Origin of the sequence: Streptomyces cahuitamycinicus (genome assembly GCF_002891435.1) — a bacterium.
In the GTDB taxonomy this organism is placed as follows: Bacteria; Actinomycetota; Actinomycetes; order Streptomycetales; family Streptomycetaceae; genus Streptomyces; species Streptomyces cahuitamycinicus.
Genome location: NZ_POUC01000003.1, coordinates 17,121 through 35,631, shown reverse-complemented (window position 1 = coordinate 35,631; position 18,511 = coordinate 17,121). Strand labels below are relative to the sequence as shown.

General features: G+C 67.5%; 12 protein-coding genes and 1 pseudogene. 2 read left to right on the top strand and 11 right to left on the bottom strand.

Annotated features, from left to right (window positions below; all coding sequences use genetic code 11):
- Positions 1 to 237 precede the first annotated feature (237 nt).
- The 11 genes and pseudogenes from C1J00_RS00865 to C1J00_RS00815 form a co-directional block, all read right to left on the bottom strand.
- Positions 238 to 741: an NUDIX hydrolase gene (locus C1J00_RS00865; protein ID WP_439333369.1), complete on the bottom strand. Its 504-nt coding sequence runs from the start codon at positions 739 to 741 to the stop codon at positions 238 to 240.
- A 192-nt stretch (positions 742 to 933) separates the two neighbouring features.
- Positions 934 to 1,440, bottom strand: a complete 507-nt coding sequence (locus C1J00_RS00860) for a carbohydrate-binding protein (protein WP_102907104.1) — start codon at positions 1,438 to 1,440, stop codon at positions 934 to 936.
- 5 nt (positions 1,441 to 1,445) lie between these two features.
- On the bottom strand, positions 1,446 to 2,876 hold the full coding sequence (locus tag C1J00_RS00855) for a family 43 glycosylhydrolase (protein WP_102907103.1): 1,431 nt from the start codon (positions 2,874 to 2,876) through the stop codon (positions 1,446 to 1,448).
- Positions 2,877 to 2,904: 28 nt separating this feature from the next.
- The gene (locus tag C1J00_RS00850) at positions 2,905 to 4,392 is read right to left on the bottom strand and encodes a family 43 glycosylhydrolase (RefSeq protein ID WP_102907102.1); all 1,488 of its coding nucleotides are present in this window, start codon (positions 4,390 to 4,392) and stop codon (positions 2,905 to 2,907) included.
- A gap of 111 nt (positions 4,393 to 4,503) precedes the next feature.
- Positions 4,504 to 5,856: pseudogene (locus C1J00_RS00845) on the bottom strand (RICIN domain-containing protein); the annotation flags it as partial.
- A gap of 149 nt (positions 5,857 to 6,005) precedes the next feature.
- Entirely contained in the window at positions 6,006 to 7,490 is a 1,485-nt protein-coding gene (locus C1J00_RS45820) for a GDSL-type esterase/lipase family protein (protein ID WP_245936129.1), read from the bottom strand.
- Positions 7,491 to 7,552: 62 nt separating this feature from the next.
- Complete coding sequence (locus tag C1J00_RS00835) at positions 7,553 to 8,872, bottom strand: RICIN domain-containing protein (RefSeq protein ID WP_102907100.1); 1,320 nt, start codon at positions 8,870 to 8,872, stop codon at positions 7,553 to 7,555.
- 33 nt (positions 8,873 to 8,905) lie between these two features.
- Positions 8,906 to 10,825, bottom strand: a complete 1,920-nt coding sequence (locus tag C1J00_RS00830) for a glycosyl hydrolase 53 family protein (RefSeq protein WP_102907099.1) — start codon at positions 10,823 to 10,825, stop codon at positions 8,906 to 8,908.
- A gap of 95 nt (positions 10,826 to 10,920) precedes the next feature.
- Positions 10,921 to 13,155, bottom strand: a complete 2,235-nt coding sequence (locus C1J00_RS47805; RefSeq protein ID WP_342751636.1) for a family 43 glycosylhydrolase — start codon at positions 13,153 to 13,155, stop codon at positions 10,921 to 10,923.
- Positions 13,142 to 14,536 carry a right-handed parallel beta-helix repeat-containing protein gene (locus C1J00_RS00820; RefSeq protein ID WP_245936128.1) on the bottom strand — a complete coding sequence of 465 codons (1,395 nt, stop codon included), beginning with the start codon at positions 14,534 to 14,536 and terminating at the stop codon, positions 13,142 to 13,144. The genes C1J00_RS47805 and C1J00_RS00820 overlap by 14 nt, the downstream gene beginning before the upstream one ends.
- A gap of 491 nt (positions 14,537 to 15,027) precedes the next feature.
- Positions 15,028 to 16,206, bottom strand: a complete 1,179-nt coding sequence (locus C1J00_RS00815; RefSeq protein WP_107501863.1) for a TolB-like translocation protein — start codon at positions 16,204 to 16,206, stop codon at positions 15,028 to 15,030.
- A 112-nt stretch (positions 16,207 to 16,318) separates the two neighbouring features.
- Here C1J00_RS00815 and C1J00_RS00810 point away from each other — a divergent pair, with 112 nt between their 5' ends.
- Both C1J00_RS00810 and C1J00_RS00805 read left to right on the top strand, forming a co-directional pair.
- Positions 16,319 to 16,906 (top strand): TetR/AcrR family transcriptional regulator, encoded by a 588-nt coding sequence (locus C1J00_RS00810; RefSeq protein WP_095755887.1) that lies wholly within the window; start codon positions 16,319 to 16,321, stop codon positions 16,904 to 16,906.
- 116 nt (positions 16,907 to 17,022) lie between these two features.
- Positions 17,023 to 18,498, top strand: a complete 1,476-nt coding sequence (locus C1J00_RS00805; protein ID WP_102907096.1) for a glycoside hydrolase — start codon at positions 17,023 to 17,025, stop codon at positions 18,496 to 18,498.
- Positions 18,499 to 18,511: the final 13 nt, after the last annotated feature.

Here is an 18,511-nt window from a genome sequence, read left to right as displayed (position 1 = left end):
TACATCTGGACCCGCGCCACCGAAGGCGAGCCCGACTTCGCCCCCTGCCCACCGCACATCGCACCCGATCCAGCGCTACGCGCTGTCTGGACGCGGGAGCGGCACAACGTCTTCCACTGGCTCCGCACAACGGACTACCAGCCCTACTACGGCGCCCTCAAGCCGCTACTCGAAGACCACGCCAAGCACCTGACCAAGGCGATCGACAGACGCTGAGCCTGAGCGTGATGGGCAAGGTCAGGACCGCGCGGTCCGGAACGCCAAATACCGACTGAAGGCTTCGTGGCTGTCGGGGGTGAAGCGCCACTCCAGCAGGGCCGACCGCAGCTCCGGCTCGGTCAGCCAGCCATGCCAGGCGACCTCATCGGGATCGGTGACCACGGCGTCCGGCACCACGGCTTCGTGCACGCCGAGCCAGTGAGGGCTCAGGCCGCTGCGGTCGATGAACGTGAACAGCAGGCGCGGCAGCGCACGAATGCTCAGCTCTTCGGCCAGCTCCCTCGCGGCGGCCTGTTCATAGGACTCGCCGACATTTGCGGCACCACCGACCTCGACCTCATAGAGCCCGGGGAAGCGCGACACCTGCTCCGACCGTCGGTGGACGAGGATCCGTCCACGCTCATCACGACACACCGTCACGGCGACTCGGTGCAGCCAACCCTCCTGGATGGCCTGCCGGCGGCTGACCACCATCCCCAGCACACGATCTTGATCGTCGACACGCTCCACCAGTTCATCCACAACGCACACCCTGGCAGAACCCACTGACAACGCCGCTTCTCTGAGCCCGCAGAGGCCGACCCAGGAGAACCAGAACTGGGAGGCCGGAGACGGATGACCACGGTTGTCGACCTGTCGCGCTCAGGCTCTCAACCACCCACAACACCGTCGGTGACAACCAGCTTGCCTATGTGACAACTATCGTGCTTCGGCTCAGCTGGAGCTCCACTGGAAACTGCCCGGCAGCCCTCCCCCGAGACCAAAGTCCAAATAGTCGATGTTGGGCAGTCCGGTGGAGGCAGCCGGGCTGAGCCGGACGGTGTGGTCGCCGGCGCTCACCGAAACCGTGACGGTTTTCGTCATCCAGGTCGACCAGGAACCGGTGGGCTCGAACGAGACACTTTGGACGGCCACGCCGTCGACAAGAACGTGTGCCTGGCGCGCAGTTGTCCCACCGTTGGCGAAGCGTATGCCGAGCGTGGCCGTGCCCGCCGACGCCGCGTTCACGGTGAATTGCACGTGTGCACCGACTGCGTTGTTCGCGTTGCAGAAGCCGGTGCCGGAGAACCCGGACCAGTTCGCATCGATGGTGCCGACGCAACTGGCGGCGGCGCTCTCCGCCTCGTACCGCGTCGCCGCCGCGTACGCCGCATGGCCAGGTACCACAACGAGCGCACTGATGAGCAGGCTTGCGCCCGCGAGGGCTGACTTCAGTCGCATGCCGGCTACTCCAGGTAGAAGGTGGCGTCCGCGCGGTCGGTGGCGGTGCTCAACGGCTGCACGTGGAGCGCGTAGCTGTAGTGGCGCAGATAGCGGCCCGGGGCGCTGACCGACTCGAAGCTCACCGCGGCCGGGTCGGCCTGGCCGGCCTGCCGGGTGAAGCTCGCAGCGTTCTTGAACCCCTTCGTGCCGTCGTTCTTGTCCAGCCAGATCTCGTAGTTCCGGTTCCGCAGGTAGTAGCCGGGATGGCTGGTCGACTCCAGCGACGCCGTGCCGCTTCCGGCCAGCCCGGTGACGATGCGGAACTGCGACTCGGCCAGGTTCGCCATGTTCGCGTCGATCCGTCCGCGGAACGAGACCTGCCGGATGTACCGGTCCGGGAAGTTGTACGACCTGAAGCGGTGCGGCGTGACCCCGTCCGGCACCGGGATGCCGAAGTTCGGTGTGCCGTCGGCGTTCCAGTACAGCTTCTGGATTCGGGTCCGCCGGTTCGGGTCGTTCAGCGGATCGCCGCTGATGTCCCGGTAGCTGCGGTCGTGGTACACCAGCACGTCGCTCTGCCCGTCCTCGGAGACCGTGAACGAGTTGTGCCCCGGGCCGTACTGGCTCGTCGCGGCGTTGGACCTGAACACCGGCTGCTGCCTCTTGCTCCACGACGCCGGGCTCATCAGATTGCTGGACGCCGACGCGGTCAGCATCCCCAGGCAGTAGTTGCTGTCCGTGGCACTAGCCGAGTAGGTCATGAACACCTTGCCGTTGCGGATGAGCACCGACGGGGCTTCGTTGACCTTGTGCCCGATGGTCTCCCATGACAGCGTCGGCACGCTCAGCCGTGCCGGAGTGCCGGAGATCGTCCACGGGTTGCTCATCAGCGCCAGGTAGAGGCTGCTGTTGTTGCCGATCGCCGGGTCCTGCTGGGCCCAGGACAGGTAGCGGGTGCCGTTGTGGGTGAACGTGGTCGCGTCCAGGGAGAACGTGTCCGCGTGGGTGACGATGCGCCCCTTCTCGACCCAGGTACCGGTGAACGGGTCGGGACTGCTGTTCTCCAGCACCCACATCCGGATCCGCCAGATGTCGTTGCTGCGGCCCGCAGCGAAGTAGATGTACCACTTGCCGTTGATGGAGTGGATCTCCGGCGCCCAGATGTGCGCACCCATGTCACCGCTGGCGTGCTTGCGCCAGATCACCGACTCGCTCGCGTCGGCCAGTCCTTGCAGCGTCGCTGCCCGGCGCAGGATGATCCGGTCGTACTCCGGCGCCGTCGCGGTGTAGTAGTAGCCGTCAATGTGCCGGAAGATGTGCGGGTCGGCCCGCCGTGCGATCAGCGAGTTGGTGTACGTCACCGACGGTGACGCCCACGCCACTGATCCGGTCAGCAGGGTCGCTGTGGCCGCCGCGCCCAGTGCGGGGACGGCGAGGAAAGTACGTCTGCGCATCGCTAACTCCTCAGACGGGGCTGACTCCTCAGACGGGCTGCAGCCGCCACTGCTGGCAGTTGTTGTTGAGCCACCTCCACTGCCGTACGGCGGATCCGTCGGCCGTGCCGCAGCCGGGCACGTCGGCGACCTTGCCGCTGTTGACGTTGACCAGCCGCACCCAGCCATCCTGATCGGTGACGATCATGCGGAATTTCTGGCAGTTGTTGTCCAGCCACGACCACTGCTGGATGTTGGTGCCGTCGGCGGAGCCGCAGGCGTCGACGTCGAGCGCCTTGCCGCTGCGGACGTTGACGAGCCGGCTGGTGTCGTTGGCCAGATCCCCGATGCGCCACTGCTGGTTGGTGCTGCCGGTGCAGCTGTACTGGATGACGTCCGCACCGTCGGCGCTGGAGGCGCCGGACACGTCGAGGCATTTGCCGCTGTGGCGGTTGACGATTCGGTATGCCGACGGCGTGGCCGCGGTCTCGCCCGCCGGGCCGGCGAGTGTTACGCCGGTTGCCACCGGAGTGCCGAGGTTCGGCGTCCCGTTCGCGTTCCAGGTGAACTTCTGCGCCCGGGTGGTCCGCGCGTTGCCGCAGCCGCCGTTGGAGGCCGAGTTCGCGTGGTAGACGATCCAGTTCTCGGTGCCGTCCGGGGAGGTGAAGAAGCCGTTGTGGGCCGGCCCGTAGACCCTGTTGGCGTCGTTGCGCTGGAAGATCGGGCCGGCCGCCTTGGTCCAGGACGAGGCGGCCAGCGGGTCGCCACCGTTGTAGGTGAGCATGCCCAGCTTGTAGTCGGCGGTCTGGCACGAGCTCGCCGAGAAGGTGACGAAGGTCTGGCCGTCGCGCTGCAGCGCCACCGGCGCCTCGTTGACCGGCGCGCCGGACCGCTCCCAGGAGTTGGTCGGCTGCGAGATGACGCTGAACGTGCGGCTGGCGAGCGTGTGCGGGCCGCTCATCGGCGCGATCACCAGGCTCTGCTCACTGCCGCCCACGAACCCGCTGCCGAGCAGGTAGAGCGAGCCGTTGAGCCGCAGCACGCTGGCGTCAATGAGCCAGCCGCCCGGGGTGAGATTGGAGCCGGTGAGCGCGTTCTTGTACGTGTACGGGCCCATCGGGTCCGCACCGGCGCTCTCCAGCACATGGGTGCGCTGGCTGTCGCAGCAGTTGGCGCCGACCTGGCCGGCGGAGTAGTACAGGTACCACCGGCCGTCGATGAAGTGGATCTCGGGGGCCCAGAAGTTCGTCCCACGCGATGCCGTGCTGTCCTCCCAGACCTGCACGCTCGGCGCGGTGGCGAGTCCGGCCAGTGTCGGCGACTTGCGCATCAGCAGCTTGTTGGTGAACGTCGTCGTGATCAGGTAGTAGTTGCCGTTGTAGTACTCCAGCCAGGGATCGGCCCCCTTCTGGGACTTGATCGGATTGGTGTACGGGCGGCCAGGTGCGGCGGAGGCCGGCTGCACGACGCCGACGGACAGCGCCACCCACAGCGCCGTCACCGCGGCAAGGAAGACGCGAGAGCGAGTACCGGACATGACGGAACCCTTTCGGCAGTGATCGTTTCAGTCCAGTGGTCATACGGGTGGGGCACTCGGCGTATCGAGCAGTCGGCGGCTCCCCCGCAAGGCGGCTCAGCCCCAGCGCTGCAGGAGCCGGTCGTACTCGGCCTGGGTGACCGGCAGGACGGTGCCATGGCGCGGCCGGCCGGGCATGGTGTAGCCGGAAACGGGTGACCACTGCCGGGAGTTGAGGTCGGTGGTCGTGAACGGGACGTAGCCCCGCCCTCCGTACTCGTCGATGAACATGTACCAGCGCTCGTCGGTGTTCGACTTGAAGACCAACGGACCTTCGCCCTGGCTGATCGCGTTGTTCCCTAGGCACTCAGCGACGAACGAGTAGCTGCGGTTGAGGATGGTCGCCGACTTCTCCGCGAGGATGAACTTGCCGCATGAAGTCTGCGACGCGCTCCGCTCGTCCTTCGTGAAGCGGTAGTAGGTGCCGTCGTGCTTGACGAGCGTCGAGTCGATCGTCGAGTAGCCCTTGTCGACCCAGACCTGTGGGGCGCTGAAGGTCCGGAAGTCGGATGTGGTGGCGTACATCATTCGGTTGTAGCTGCTGCCGGTGTGGTTCGGATCGCCGGCCGAGTACAGCTTCGACGCCCAGAACACGACGTACTGGCCGAGCTCCTCGTCGTAGTACGCCTCCGGGGCCCACGTGTTGCCGGCCGTGTCCGGTGAGACGCGTGCCAGGCGTGGCGCGCTCCAGTTCACCAGGTCGGTCGACTCCCAGACCACGATGGACTTGCTGCCCGTCCGCTGGACCTGGTCCCAGTTGCCGTTGCCGTACATCCGCAGGTCGGTGGCGATCTGGTAGAACTTGTCGCCCTGCGGCGAGCGGATGATGAACGGGTCGCGCACGCCGCGGGTGCCTGCGGTCGAGGTCTGCACGGGCCGCCCGCTGTTCAGCTGCCGCCACCGGGTCGGGTCGTTGCCCTGGCTGAGCGCGAAGTAGACCTGCTCGCCGGCGGAGGTGTTCTCGCCGGTGAAGTAGGTGAAGAGATAGCCGGCGTACTTCGGGACCGGAGCCGCGTCGACCCGGACCAGTTGCCACTGCTGGTTGGCGGCGCCCGTGTCGGTGTACTGGGAGATCCGCGCGCCGTCGGCGGTGGAGCGCTCCCAGACGTCCAGCGACTTGCCGCTGTTACGGTTGATGAGTTTGACGTATCCGCTGTCGGTGTCCACGACGCGGAATTGCTGGTTGGTGCCGCCGGTGTCGGTCCATTGGATGACGTTCGCGCCGTTCGCCGTGGACGCCGAGGAGACGTCCACCACCTTGCCGCTGTGCCGGGCCCGGAGCTTGTGGTAGCCGCTGCCGGAGTCGACGAACTGGAACTGCTGGGCGGCCCGGTCGGCGCGGGTCTGCTGGTGGACGGCGGCGCCGTCGGCGTTCGACTGGTCGGCGATGCCGATTGCTTTGCCGCTGTGCCGCGCCACGAGCTGGTAGTACGCGCCCGGATCGATCACGGCCGCATTCGCCGACGGTCCCACGATCGCCGCGAGGCAGCTGGCGATCAGTGCGCCGACGAGAACGAATATCGTGCGGCGGCGTAACGGACGTCTCAGTGCGGCCGGTGCGTGGAAAGGCTGTCTCATGGAACCCTCCTGGGTTGCAGATAGCTGACCAGGGACAGGTTGTGTTCGCGGACCCCCTCGACGACCAGGTCCGCCATCCTTCCGGCGCCGTACTCGGAGAAGTGGGTGTTGTCCTTGTATCCGTCCTCCTCTTCGCGCAGGTAGAGCCTGGCGGAGGCGTTCGGACCCAGCGACTCCACCAGTTCCTTGCTCTTGGCGGTCAGGTCGATCACCGGCACGTTGAGCTGGGAGCCGACCCTGTGCGTCTCCGCCGGCAGGTCGACGCCCACGCCGTTGACATGTCGCGCGGTGGGAGTGAGCCGGTTGCCGTCGAAGTGCCGCCGTACCGGTGGCGTGACGAGAACGGGGTTGGCGCCCCTTTCCCGCACCTGGTTGATCATGGTGGTGAGGTTGCTGCGGAACGCCGATGCCGACGTGGACTTGTCGTTGTGTCCGAACTGGATGAGTACCAGGTCGCCCCTCTTGATCAGCGGCTTCATGGTGGGGAACAGCGCCGAGTTGCGCAGGAAGCTCCCCGAACTCTCGCCGGAGTCCCCGTAGTTGGCGATGGCCGCGCCCGCCGTCACATGCGTGGGCAGGATCTGCCCCCAGCCGGTCCACGGAGCGAGCATCTGGTCACATGTCGTGGAGTCCCCCGCCAGGTACACCACCAGGGGGTCGGTCGCCGCCTGCACCGTCAGGCCGGACAGCTGCGGCGCCTTTCCGGCGAAGGTGATGTCCAGTCCGGGCCTGCCCGTCCCGCCTTGGCCCGTCGGCTGGCCCTCCGGCTGCCGGACGTTGATGGTGAAGGTGTGCTGGCTGATCGTGCCGGCCGCGGTGTCGACCGCGGGCAGGACGCGGCGGCGGGCCTCCACCGACATCGAGGTGTTGCCCGCTGCGGCGCCGTCGCCGATCCATGCGGTGACGGTGTAGTTGCCGGGAGCGACGTCGAAGTGGCAGACGATGGGCGCGCCGCCGGAGCACTGCGGCGGCCGGCCGGGCGGCTCGGGCGATGTGCCGGTCTCGACGTCGAGGTAGTCCACATTGGGCAGACCGCCGGCGCTGGTCGGACTGAGCCGGATCGTGTTGCTGCCTGGATTCAGCCGCACGGCCGAGGCTTTCGTGGTCCAGCTGTTCCATCCGCCGGTGGGCTCGAATGACGTCGACAGCACGGTGACGCCGTTCACCATCACGGCGGCGGGGCGTGCCGTGGAGGAGCCGTTGGCGTACCGGATCGCCAGCGTCGCCGAACCTTCCTCAGTCGCGCTCACCGTGAACTGCGCGGCCGCGCCGACCTCGTTGTCGCCGTTGCAGAATCCGGTGCCGGAGTAACCGTCGTGGTTCGACTCGATCAGCCCATCGCATGTGGCCGGCGCGGTTTCCGCCTCGTACCGAGGGGCCGCGGCGGACGCCACCGCGGGGCTGACTATGTGGCCGACGCCGGCCAGTATTGCGGCAAGTACGGCAGTGAGCAGCGCTCCGCGCCGTCTGGCTAAAAGCATGATCGACCTCCAGAAGCGTGGAGTGGGGCGGTGCCGGATCATCGGCCCCGCCCCACCACACGTCAGACGCGGCGACGGGTGAAGCGCTGGTTGGCGTTGCCGGTGTAGGTGTACTGGGTGATGCGAGCGCTGTTGGCGGTGGAGTACTCCCAGACGTCCATGGCCAGGCCGGACTCCCGGTTGACGAGACTGATCACGTCACCGCCGTGGTCGACCACGCGCCACTGCTGGCCGGTGGCGCCGGAGTCGGTCTGCTGAGCGATGTCCGCGCCGTTCGTGGTGCCAGTGGGCTGGAGGAACAGGCCGCTGTGCAGTGCCTTGACGCGGACGTGGCCGTCGCCGGCGGCGACGAACTCGAACCGCTGGTTGGGGCGGCTGTTGGGGGTGTACTGGACGAGCCGGGCGCCGGCGGCGGTGGAGGCCTCGTAGATGTCGGCGGCCTTGCCGCTGTGCTGGGCCACCAGGCTGTAGACGGCCGGGCCGCCGGGGGTGTCGCCGCCCAGCTGGGCTTCCCACCTGGTGTTGGATCCGGCCGCGTCGGCGGGGAGGCGGTCGCGTGCGGCGGTGTCGTCGTACATGGTCCAGCGGGCCCAGTCGACGACGGTCCTGGGGAAGCGCTGGTCGCTCCAGAAGCTGGTGTGGCTGCCGCCGACGAAGGTGAGGAACGCCTTGGGCCAGGCCATCTCGTTGTACGCCTGGCGGGCCGAGTCGTAGCGCGTGAGGTTGTCGCGGTCGCCGTGGACGAACACGACCTTGGCCGTGATCGAGGTGGCGGGGGTGCCCATGTCCTCGCACGACTGCGGGTTGGCCGAGACGATCCGGCTGTCGGGCCAGGCGGTCAGCAGGCCGTGGGTGGTCATGCCGCCCAGGGAGTGGCCCGAGACGCCCACGCCGATGTCGGTGTTGATGTGCCCGGCCAGCGGTCCGCTCGAATTGAGGGCGAGGGTCTGCGTGATGATTGCGGAGACGTCCTTCGACGGCTCGCCACTCCTGACTTCGCCGGCGCCGTTGTAGCTGAAGTGCGGGGCGGGGACGATGAAGCCTGCGGCGGCCAGCGGCCGGATGAAGAACAGCGAGTTCTGCGGGCTGCTGCCAAAGCCGTGGGTGTAGTTGTAGACGGGGAAGACACCGTCCGCGACCGGGGCGTTCGTCACCGGGTTGCCGCCCGGGGTGCCGGTGGCGGGGTAGTAGACGTAGGTGGTGCACGGACGGCTGCCGCGGGTCCAGTTGTACCGGCGTACGCCGACCGCGAACGGCGTGGTCGGCGCCGTGCCCAGCGGGCTGACGGCGGCCGGCGCCGGTCCCGTGCCGAGCAGTGACAGACCCACGCCCGTCGCCCCGACGGCGCTGATGCGCAGGAATGTGCGTCTTTGCATGGTCATGGATGGCTCCTTGGGTACGGGGAGACGGGGCGCTCAAGACCTGTTCGCCGCTTTGGGGACGACGTCGATGACCGCCGTGACCGGTCCTGTGCGCGTCGTGCCGGTGACCGTCACCTCACCCGGCTTGTCGGTCGCGCCGGGCGGCAGCGGCTTCCAGCGGACGGGGACGCCGGTGATCGTGTCGTTGGCGGTGGTGAGCATGCGGATGGAGGAGGGCAGCTTCGGGGCGGCTCCCACCGTGGTGGCGGTGTAGAGGGTGTCCTGGAGGATGTGCTTGGCGCGGCTGGCGTTGAAGACGTTGATGGACGCGTGCGGCTCCCACGTGTTCGCCAGTCCGGGCACGGCCCGGAACATCGGCTGGTAGCCGGCCGGCTCCCACACCAGCACACCTGAACCTCGGTTGTCGACCACGTCGTTGGCGGCCTGGAACACCCTCCGGATGGCGTCCGCCTGACCCTGAATCGTGCGCGGGAACGGTGAGTTGGGCAACGGCGAGCCCTCACCGCCCGAGGCGGGGTAGGCGGTTTCGGCGACGTCGACTTCGTAGTCGGGGTAGGTGGTGGCGATGGTGTTGAGATTGTGATCCAGCGCCTCGGGCGTGCCATGCCACTCTGGGTAGTACGAGATGGCCAGCACATCGGGGTTCTGGCCTTTTGCCTTCACCCGGGTGAGGAACTGGTGCCAGAACTCCATGGTTTTGGCGAGCTTGTCTTTGCCGACGATCGCGTGGATCTCGACCTTGGACTTCGGTGACGCGTCACGGACGGCCTTGATCCCGGACACGGCCAGGGTGGTGAACCGGTCCCACGCCTGGTCGTAGAGCTGTCGCTCCGCCGGGTCGGTTGACCGCCAGTACTTCCAGAGCAGGCCACCGCCGGGTTTCGACTGGTAGATATCGGCCTGGTCGACGAAGTACGGCGGATTCGTGGTTCCGATGTGGGCCGCCTCGCTGCCGTACATGAAACCGTTGATGATCTCGTTGCCGACGGCCACCTTTTCCGGCGTGGTGCCCTGCCGCTTCAGTCGCTTCAGGTAGTCGGCGGTGTAGTCGTACACGGCCTTGGACAGGTCCGCGAACTCCAGCTCGGCCCAGCGGCGTGGTTTCGGCTGCTTGCTCGGGTCGGCCCATGAGTCCGCGTAGTGGAAGTCGATGCCCAGGCCCATGTCCCGCTGCTTGATCCACTTGGCTGAGGTCAGTGAGCGCTCCGGACCCTGGCGCGGTATCGGAGTCGGTTGACCGGTGCTCTCGCTGCGCGGTTCGTTGAATATCCGCAGCCGGGCGTACTGCATGCCACGGTCCTTGGCCACGTCGAGCAGGTGTGGGCCGGCGCCGCGGTCCTCGGCCAGGGGATTGACCCAGTACTGCCGGTCCTGGACGTCGTCCACCCAGGACAGATCGGCGCCGAGGGTGAGGTCGTCGCGCAGGTAGTTGAAGACCTGGAGCTCGCTGACCCCGGCCCGGGCACTCCCCTGCCCACCGGTGAACATCAGCCGGACGAAGCGCGTTCCCGGCCGGGTGAACAGGTGCACTTCCCCGCGCGCCACGGCTCGGTTACGGGACCGGTCGGCGATGGTCTTCCACCGGCGGCCGTCGGATGAAGCCTCCACCACGTACGGGTAGGCCACGCCACGGTCCGGGAAGATGACCTTGACCTTGCGCAGGTTGTCGTACCCGCCCCCGAGGTCGACAGTGAGCCATTCCCGGGCGCCGGCGCGATCGGGGTGCCAGGACGTCGTCGGGTCGCCGTCGATGGCCAGCCCGGCCTGTGACGAGCCGCTGCTGGCCGTCGCCGAGGCCCAGTCCTTGGCGGCGATATTGCTTTCGATCGGCTTGATGTCCGCGCTTCCGTAGATCGCATTCGCCGGCGTGGGCGCCATGAGTAACGTCGCGGACGCCACGGTGACCAACGTCGTCGTGCCTGCGATGACGCGGGCCGGACGCTTGCTGCTCATTCCTTCTCCTGACCATGTGACGGTGTCGTGGTCCGAGGCACGCGGTGCCGCACGCTCTGCCGGTCGGAGAGGAGACCGGCAGAGCGTGCAGCGGGTCAGGCAGCCGGGGCAGCGACATCGAGGCAGTCGATGTTGGGTAGTCCGGCTGCCGTGGTCGGATCCAGCCAGATGGTGTTGCTGCCGGCGTTCAGCGGGACGGTTGCGGTCTTGGTCGACCAGTTCGACCACGCGCCGGTGGTCTCGAAGGAAACGGGTCCCACCGTGGTGCCGTTGACGACGAGGTTCGCCGGCCTCGCCCCGGCACTGGCGGCGTTGGCGAACCGGATCCCCACCGTCGCTGTGCGGGCGGTCTCCGAGTTCACGGTGAACTGCGCGTACGAGCCCGCGGCATTGGCGCCGTTGCAGAACCCGCTGCCGGAGAAGCCGGAGTGATCCGAGTCGATCGTGCCCTGGCACTCCGCCGGGGCGGTCTCCACCTCGTAGCGGACCCCCGGCGGCGGTGGTGTGTCGCCGGATGTCTTGACGAGTGAGAGCTGGTCGACGATGACGCCGCCGGAACCGGACGCCCGCACGGTGACGGTGGCGGCCCCGCTGGGCAGCGCGATGCCGGTGAGCTCGCGCTTGGCCCAGCCACTCGACGACGGGATGCCGAGGGTGCGTTGGCTGCCGTTGGCGCCGGTGATCACGACCTGTCCGGCGCTGCCCCGAGCGTGCAGGGACAGGGTGTAGGTGCCCGCGGGCACCGACGCGATCCGCTGCTCGACGCCGCCGCTGTTGCTCACCTGGAGGGCGAAGCGAGACCCGTTCACACCACCGTTGACGTTGGTCACCGAACCGCCGAGGTTCCGCCATCCGCGCACACTGGAGACGATGATGCGGTCAGCCTGGATGTCCGGGTTGAGGATGTAGTTGTTCGCCGGCCCGGCACGCCACTCGCCGGTCGTGGCGTTGAACTGCCACTGGCTCACCGAGTGGAACTGCGGCCGCGCGCCGGTCTTGGTGATCGGCACCCACTGGTTGTACCCGATGCCGTTCCAGGCGAAATCGGCCCAGCGGTCACCGGCGTAGATCACCGTGTTCTGCTTGGTGCCGTTGACCGTCACGAAGAACCCGGTCTGGGTCACGTGGCTGTAGTCCATCTCGGTGCCGGCAAGGACGTACTCGCCGCTGTACGAGCCCTGAACGTTGCTGCTGGTCGACTCATTGACGTAGTTGACCGAGGTGTTCCAGCCGTGCAGGTCCGACGCCGCGTGGTAGTACTTGCCGTCGAGCTTGAACATGGCGTTGCCCTCGCGGCCGGAGCCGCGGCGGATCTCCACGCCTGGCTCGATGCGCAGCGAGTCGGACTCCCGGAACTTGGCCACGAAGCCGCGCGAGCGTCCTTCGCGGTTGGAGAAGATCAGGTAGTCCTTGCCGTTGTCGTCGGTGAAGACGGTCTGATCCCCGGTTCCGGTCGTGGGCGAGTTGGTGATCTGGGTCTGGAAGTAGCCGTAGTCGAAGGTGTCGGTGGGCGAGTCGCCCTGCAGCAGCAGGACGCCGTGCCCGCCTCTGCCGGTGTGCCACATCTGCGTGGCCAGCACGTATTTGCCGGTGTTCTCGTTGTACGAGACACCGAGCCGCCCGACCCAGCCCGCACCACCCAGGTTGGCGCCGCTGCCCACGCCGGTGGAGCGCGTCGCGACCCGGTTCTCGAACTTCCAGTTCACCAGGTCCTTGGACGAGTACACGGGGATCGACACGAAGCTGACGTCGCCGTCGTACTTCCTCGTCGGATTGGCCCGGTAGAGCTCGGCGCCCCGGTAGTGCACGCCGTACCAGTAGTAGGTGTCGCCGAACTTGAAGACGCCGCCGCCCTGCGAATAGATCGGGTTGCCGTCGGTGTCGTTCCAGAAGGTGTTGTTCGTGATGGTCTGGAACGTGCCTTCGTCAGCGGCCTTCAGATCGCCGGCGGCGGTCATCAGGGCTGTCTTCGCGTCGGCGACTTCCGACTTGCCGGCAGATGTGTCGTCGGCTACCGCGGCCGCGGTCCGCAACGCCTTGGCGAAGGGCTTCCAGGAGCGGGCCGTGTACTTCGACGGAGTCCGGGTGTGGTACTCGGACACGATGTGCTTCAGGCCGCGCTCCTTCGCCGGTGCGGCAGCGGCACGCCGGTCCTGGACCTCCTTTTCCGGCGCCTGCGCCGTCAGTCTTTCCTTTACCGGTTCCTCCGCCGCAGCGGTACTCGCCGACACCGGGGCCGCCAGCGCCATGGATAACACCGCGGCGGCGGCCCACTTCCAGTACTTCGAGACAGCACGCGATCTGTGCCTCAAGATGTCACCTTCCATCATTCTCAAAGGCGCCGAGATCCGGCGCACTTCCGCTGAAGGGCAGTCCCACATTGGTGCCCCTGTCGATCAGGGCACTGTTCGCTGCGAGCCGGAGGTGGGGCAGCAGCGGCAGGCTTCCGTCGGTCTGGCGGGGCGCGTCCCAGCCGGACGTCGACACGCTCTGGAACTGGGAGTCCGACAGGGGGACACCGAGGTTCCAGGTGTTGTACGCGGCGTTCGTGCCGGTCATGTACGACGTCGGCGTTCCGGTGTAGCCGATGTTGTTGCGCAGGTTGCCCCGGCCGACGGCGGCGCCGCTCGAGTTGACTCCCCTCATACTGAAGTTGGGGTGGTTTCCGTAGCCGGTGTTGTTGAAGAAGTCGTTGGCCACCGGGTGGTGGTTGGCGTAGAAGCCGGCCGCCTTGTTGAGGAATGCCACCGAGGAGCGGACGGTGTGCTTCGGCGCGTTCGCTTCGTAGTCGCCCCCGTAGCCGCCGGACTTGAAGCCGGCTCCGTTGCCGGAGGGCGTCGTGGTCCCCGGCACGTAGCCGTTGCGCCAGGCCCACGAGTTCTCGATGGTCACGGGCGAGTAGGTGGAGATGAGGTCGAACCCGTCATCGGCGTTCCACCACGCGCGGCAACCCCGGAAGACGTTCGCGGCGCGGCCGGCCGGCGTGTAATGCGCACCGAACCCGTCGGCGTTCTCGCCCGGCCCATCGTTGCTGCGCAGATCGTAGTTGTCGTGCGAGTCCGAGTTGAGGACGAGGTTGCCTGCCCCGCCGTTGATGAACAGGCCGGTGCCCATGTGGTGGTGGGTGTTGATCTGCTCGAAGACGCCGTTGCTGCCGGAGATCCAGATGCCCCAGGACTCGGCGTTCCGGTTGTTGTTCTGCGGAACGCCCTTGACTTCCAGTCCTTTGAGGTAGATCCAGCTGCCGGTGACGTTGAAGCCCTTGATGCGGCAGTTGTCCGTCATCCGCGAGAAGTCGAAGACCGGCTTCTCGCCCGGATAGGCCCAGTACCGGATCGGGTTGCCCGAGCTGCCACTCTTGTTCAGGGTGATCGCGTCGACTCTCGCGCTCTGGCTCGAACAGGCGCTGTTCGCGCGGGTGTAGGCGTAGGTACCGCCCCGGAAGTAGACCGTGTCACCCGCCTTGGCAACAGCCTGCGCACGGGCGATCGACCGCCACGGAGCGGCCTGCGTACCCGCTGCGCCGTCGTTTCCGTTCGGGGCGACGTAGTAGGTGCTTCCGGCCGCCGCGGCGCTCGCGGACGCCGAGCCGGGGGCCATGACGACGGAACTCGCCGTGACCACCGAGACCAGGAGGGCACGGGTGACGAACTTCGCGGTTCCCACAGCGGGTTGCCTGACCGCCGTCGAGATCTTGATGGAACGTTTCATAGATCCTCCGGTGCAGGGACAGGGCAGGTGATCACCGTCGGTCATGTTTTCGTCGGCACGGCCCAGCCCGCCGGTGTGGTGAGGGGCGATCTTCGCCGCGGAGTGCGGCGCCGACCGGGAGAGTGATGGGAGTGCTCGGGCATTGGCGCCGTTGTCCAAGACGTGTTGAAACGTTTACTACTGCCGGTGACGTGACCGTGTCAAGCGGTACGGTCGTCTTCGTTGTCGGCCCAGGTGATGATCGCGCGGCGATCCGGTCCCAAGTTCCAGCGACCACGCAAACGCTTTAACTCATGCTCCTCGGTGGCGATCGGGGACGCGCTGAGCCCTTGCCCGCTTCCGTGCGACTGCGACCGCGAGGCCGCGGACTCCAACGCACTCAGCAGCCACCGCTATAAACGATTCAGTGGCGCAGCCCGGGGGCAACCCGCCCGTACAGGAGCCGGCAAGGCCGTCCCGACGGCCGCCGTCGGCCGTCGGGACGAACCAACTCACCTGGGGAGGTCCATCAGGAGGATGCCGTCGCCCTCGCCCTCCGCGCCGCCCTCGATTTTCAGACCGAAGGCCATGCGCGTGCCGTCGGGCGATACGACGGGATTGTTGGCCCCGAAGCCCTTGTAGTGGTTGAACGTGGTCATCCGCTCGAACGTCCCGGAGCCGTCCAGCGAGAGGCGCCAGATGTCGACCATGCCGGGGAACAGGACGAAGGCGAGGTCTCGCTCGACCATCGTGTAGCGGCCGGCCGGGTCCGTGCCTTCGGCTTCCTCGTAGAACAGCGAGGTCGGCGCGTAATCCCTGACGCTGCCGGTGCTGAGGTTGACGCCCATGGCCTGTCCGCCCTTGTGGAAGTAGGCGGAGAAGATCAGTTCGTCGTCCGGGTCGGCGTCGCCATCGGGCAGGGACCGGAAGTCCTGAGCCTCGACGGCCGGCGTGGCCAGGGAGACATCGCGCTTGTCGAGGGCAACCCGCCGGTCGGCGATCTCTGGCATACCGTTGCGGTAGACGATCCGGCCCGTCAGAATCTTCGACTTGCCGAACAGGGCGTCGACGATCACGTCCGGGCTGGTGAAGTCAATGGTCGACTGGTTCCATGCGATGCGGGTGGAACCAGGTTGCTTGGACACCGCGACGCCCTCCCAGCAACTCTCGCCGAGACGGGCCGGGCCGCGTGTACCCAAGGGCCGCTGGAGCACCCATAGTTCGCCGCGGAAGCGGTCACCCTCGGGGTCCTCGGCGCTGCGCTCATCCACCGCGCACATGACGATGTCGCCGTTGGTCAGGTGGTGCGCCCGTAGCACTCCCCCGTGGAGCGCGGTCGACCTGGTCAGATTGCGGCTCGCGCCGGTCGCCAGGTCGTGCTCCCAAAGGTCACCGATCGGAGCGTCGAGGAAGGCGAGGCGCTTGCCATCGGGAGACCAGTCGGCCCGTTGCGGTGCGCCGTCGTTCGGCAACTGGATGTCCAGCAGCCGGATGTGGTCGGGCAGGTGGTCGACCGGTGAGCCGTCGAGGGTGCCCTTGTTCGGATCGAAGTCCAGCAGCGGCTGCCGGCCTGCGGCAGCGGCCGAGGACGTGTTCTTGTCCGTGGCCCCGACCGGCTGTGCGTGCACCTGAATCAGCAGGCACGCCAGGGTGATTGATCCCGCGAGCATGCGTAAGTGACGGGTAGTCATATTCGGCAGCTTGGCAGTCCGACGGTGCCGGCGCAAGAATCTTCTTGCATCGCACGAAGAGCCCAGGCCCCGGCCCGAGGGCGGCCCTCCTCTTGTCCTTACAATCGCACCTATGCCAGTGCCTACGCGGACGAGGATCCTTGACGCGGCGTGGGATCTCTTCCTGCGGGAGGGATTCGCCGGGACGACGGTGACGCAGATCGAGGCGTCGGCCGGCCTGTCGGCCGGGAGCGGCAGCTTCTATCGGCACTTCCGGTCCAAGGGGGAGGTGCTCCAGGCGGTCGTCGACCGCGAGGTCGACCGCGCCAACGCCGAGCGGCAGACCGGCCCCGAGCCCGAGGAGACCGGAGGCGACGTGCGGGCCGCGCTCGCGGTCGAGTTCGAGCGCCGGCTCGGCAATCTGCGGCGACTCCACCCGCTCATGGAGCTCGTCGCACGCGAGCGCGACCATCTCGGAGCCTCGGTCGACCATCTCGACGAGCTCTTGGTCGCCCGTAACGTCAGCATCCGTTCGCAGCGGCTGGCCGGCTTGATGGCAGCCGGGGCGATCCCGGCGCGTGACGCGGAGGCCCTCGCGGCGGTCATCACCTTCGCGCTCACCGGCTACCACCTGTCGGTCCGATTCTTCGGACACCAGCCCGCCGGGGTCGGCGAGGAAGCCCTGATCACCACGCTGGTCGACCTTGTCGCAGGCGCTTAGCACGCGCCTTGCCTACGTCGGTCGTTTCCGTTCGAGTTTGATTGTTTGAGTTCGTCTCCTGGACCGGGGCTACGCCATGCATTGAAGTGTCCTCATCACTTCACGAGGAGAGCGCCATGGACATACCGGCAAGAATCAACCGCCGGACCCTGCTCACCGCCGCCGGCGGAACGCTCGTGGCCGGAGCCCTCGGCACGGGCGTGGCGCGGGCCGACGCCACCGTGGGCATCAATCCCGCCGCCGACCAGGGCGCCTGGGAAGGCTGGGGCACCTCCCTCGCATGGTGGGCCAATGTGTTCGGCGACCGGGATGACTTCGCCGACCTGTTCTTCTCCACCAAGACGGTGAGCTACAACGGCGCCTCGCTGCCCGGCCTCGGCATGAACATCGTCCGCTACAACCTCGGCGCGTGCAGCTGGAACGACGTCGGCGGCGCGCGCATGGTCGTGTCGCCCAACGTCCCGCGGTTCAAGCAGATCGAGGGTTTCTGGCAGGACTGGCGCAACGAGGATCCGGCATCCTCGGCGTGGAACTGGAGCGCCGACGCCAAGCAGCGCGCGATGCTGGTCAAGGCGACCCAGCGAGGCGCGATGAGCGAGCTGTTCGCCAACTCGCCGATGTGGTGGATGTGCAACAACCACAACCCGTCCGGCGCGGCCGACGGCGGCAACAACCTCCAGTCGTGGAATCACCGTCAGCACGCACTGCACCTGGCCGCCACCGCCCGCCGCGCCCGTGATCAGTGGGGCGTGAACTTCCGGACGGTGGAGCCGTTCAACGAGCCGTCGTCGAACTGGTGGAAGGCCGACGGCAAGCAGGAGGGCTGCCACATCGACGCGACGACGCAGCGCAGCGTCATCGCCCACCTGCGCACCGAGCTGGACCGGCTGGGCCTGGACGGGGTGGCGGTCGCGGCATCCGACGAGACGAGCTACGACCTCGCCCGCACCACCTGGAACAGCTTCGACTCGGCCACCAAGGGCCGAGTGCGCCAGGTCAACGTGCACGGCTACCAGGGCCTCAGCGGCCGCCGTGACCTGCTGGGCAACGACGTACGCGCGTCGGGCAAGATCCTGTGGAACTCCGAGCACGGTGACAACAACGGCACCGGCATGATGACGGCCCGCTGCCTGCTGATGGACTTCCGCTGGCTCAAGCCGACGGCCTGGTGCTACTGGCAGGTGATGGACCCGACGGCCGGCTGGGGCGCGATCCGCTACGACGGCAGCTCGGGGCAGGCCGGGGCCGTGGAGACGAAGCTGTACGTCCTGGCGCAGTTCACCCGGCACATCCGGCCCGGTATGCGGATCATCAACACGGGCGTGAATTACGCGGTGGCGGCGCACGACCCGGCCGCGCAGCGCCTGGTGATCGTTGCCGCGAACAACGGTGCCGCGCAGACCCTGACCTTCAATCTCTCGGCGTTCGGTACGGTGCCGAACGGCACGGCCACCCGCTGGTCGACGCTGACCTCGGGATCCGGTGACCGGTACACCCGGCGCCAGGACCTCACGGTGAGCGGCAAGCTCGTACGCGTGCCGTTCGCGGCCGGCGCCGTACAGACGATCCAGGTGGACGGGGTGGTCCGGTGAAGAGCGTAGTGGC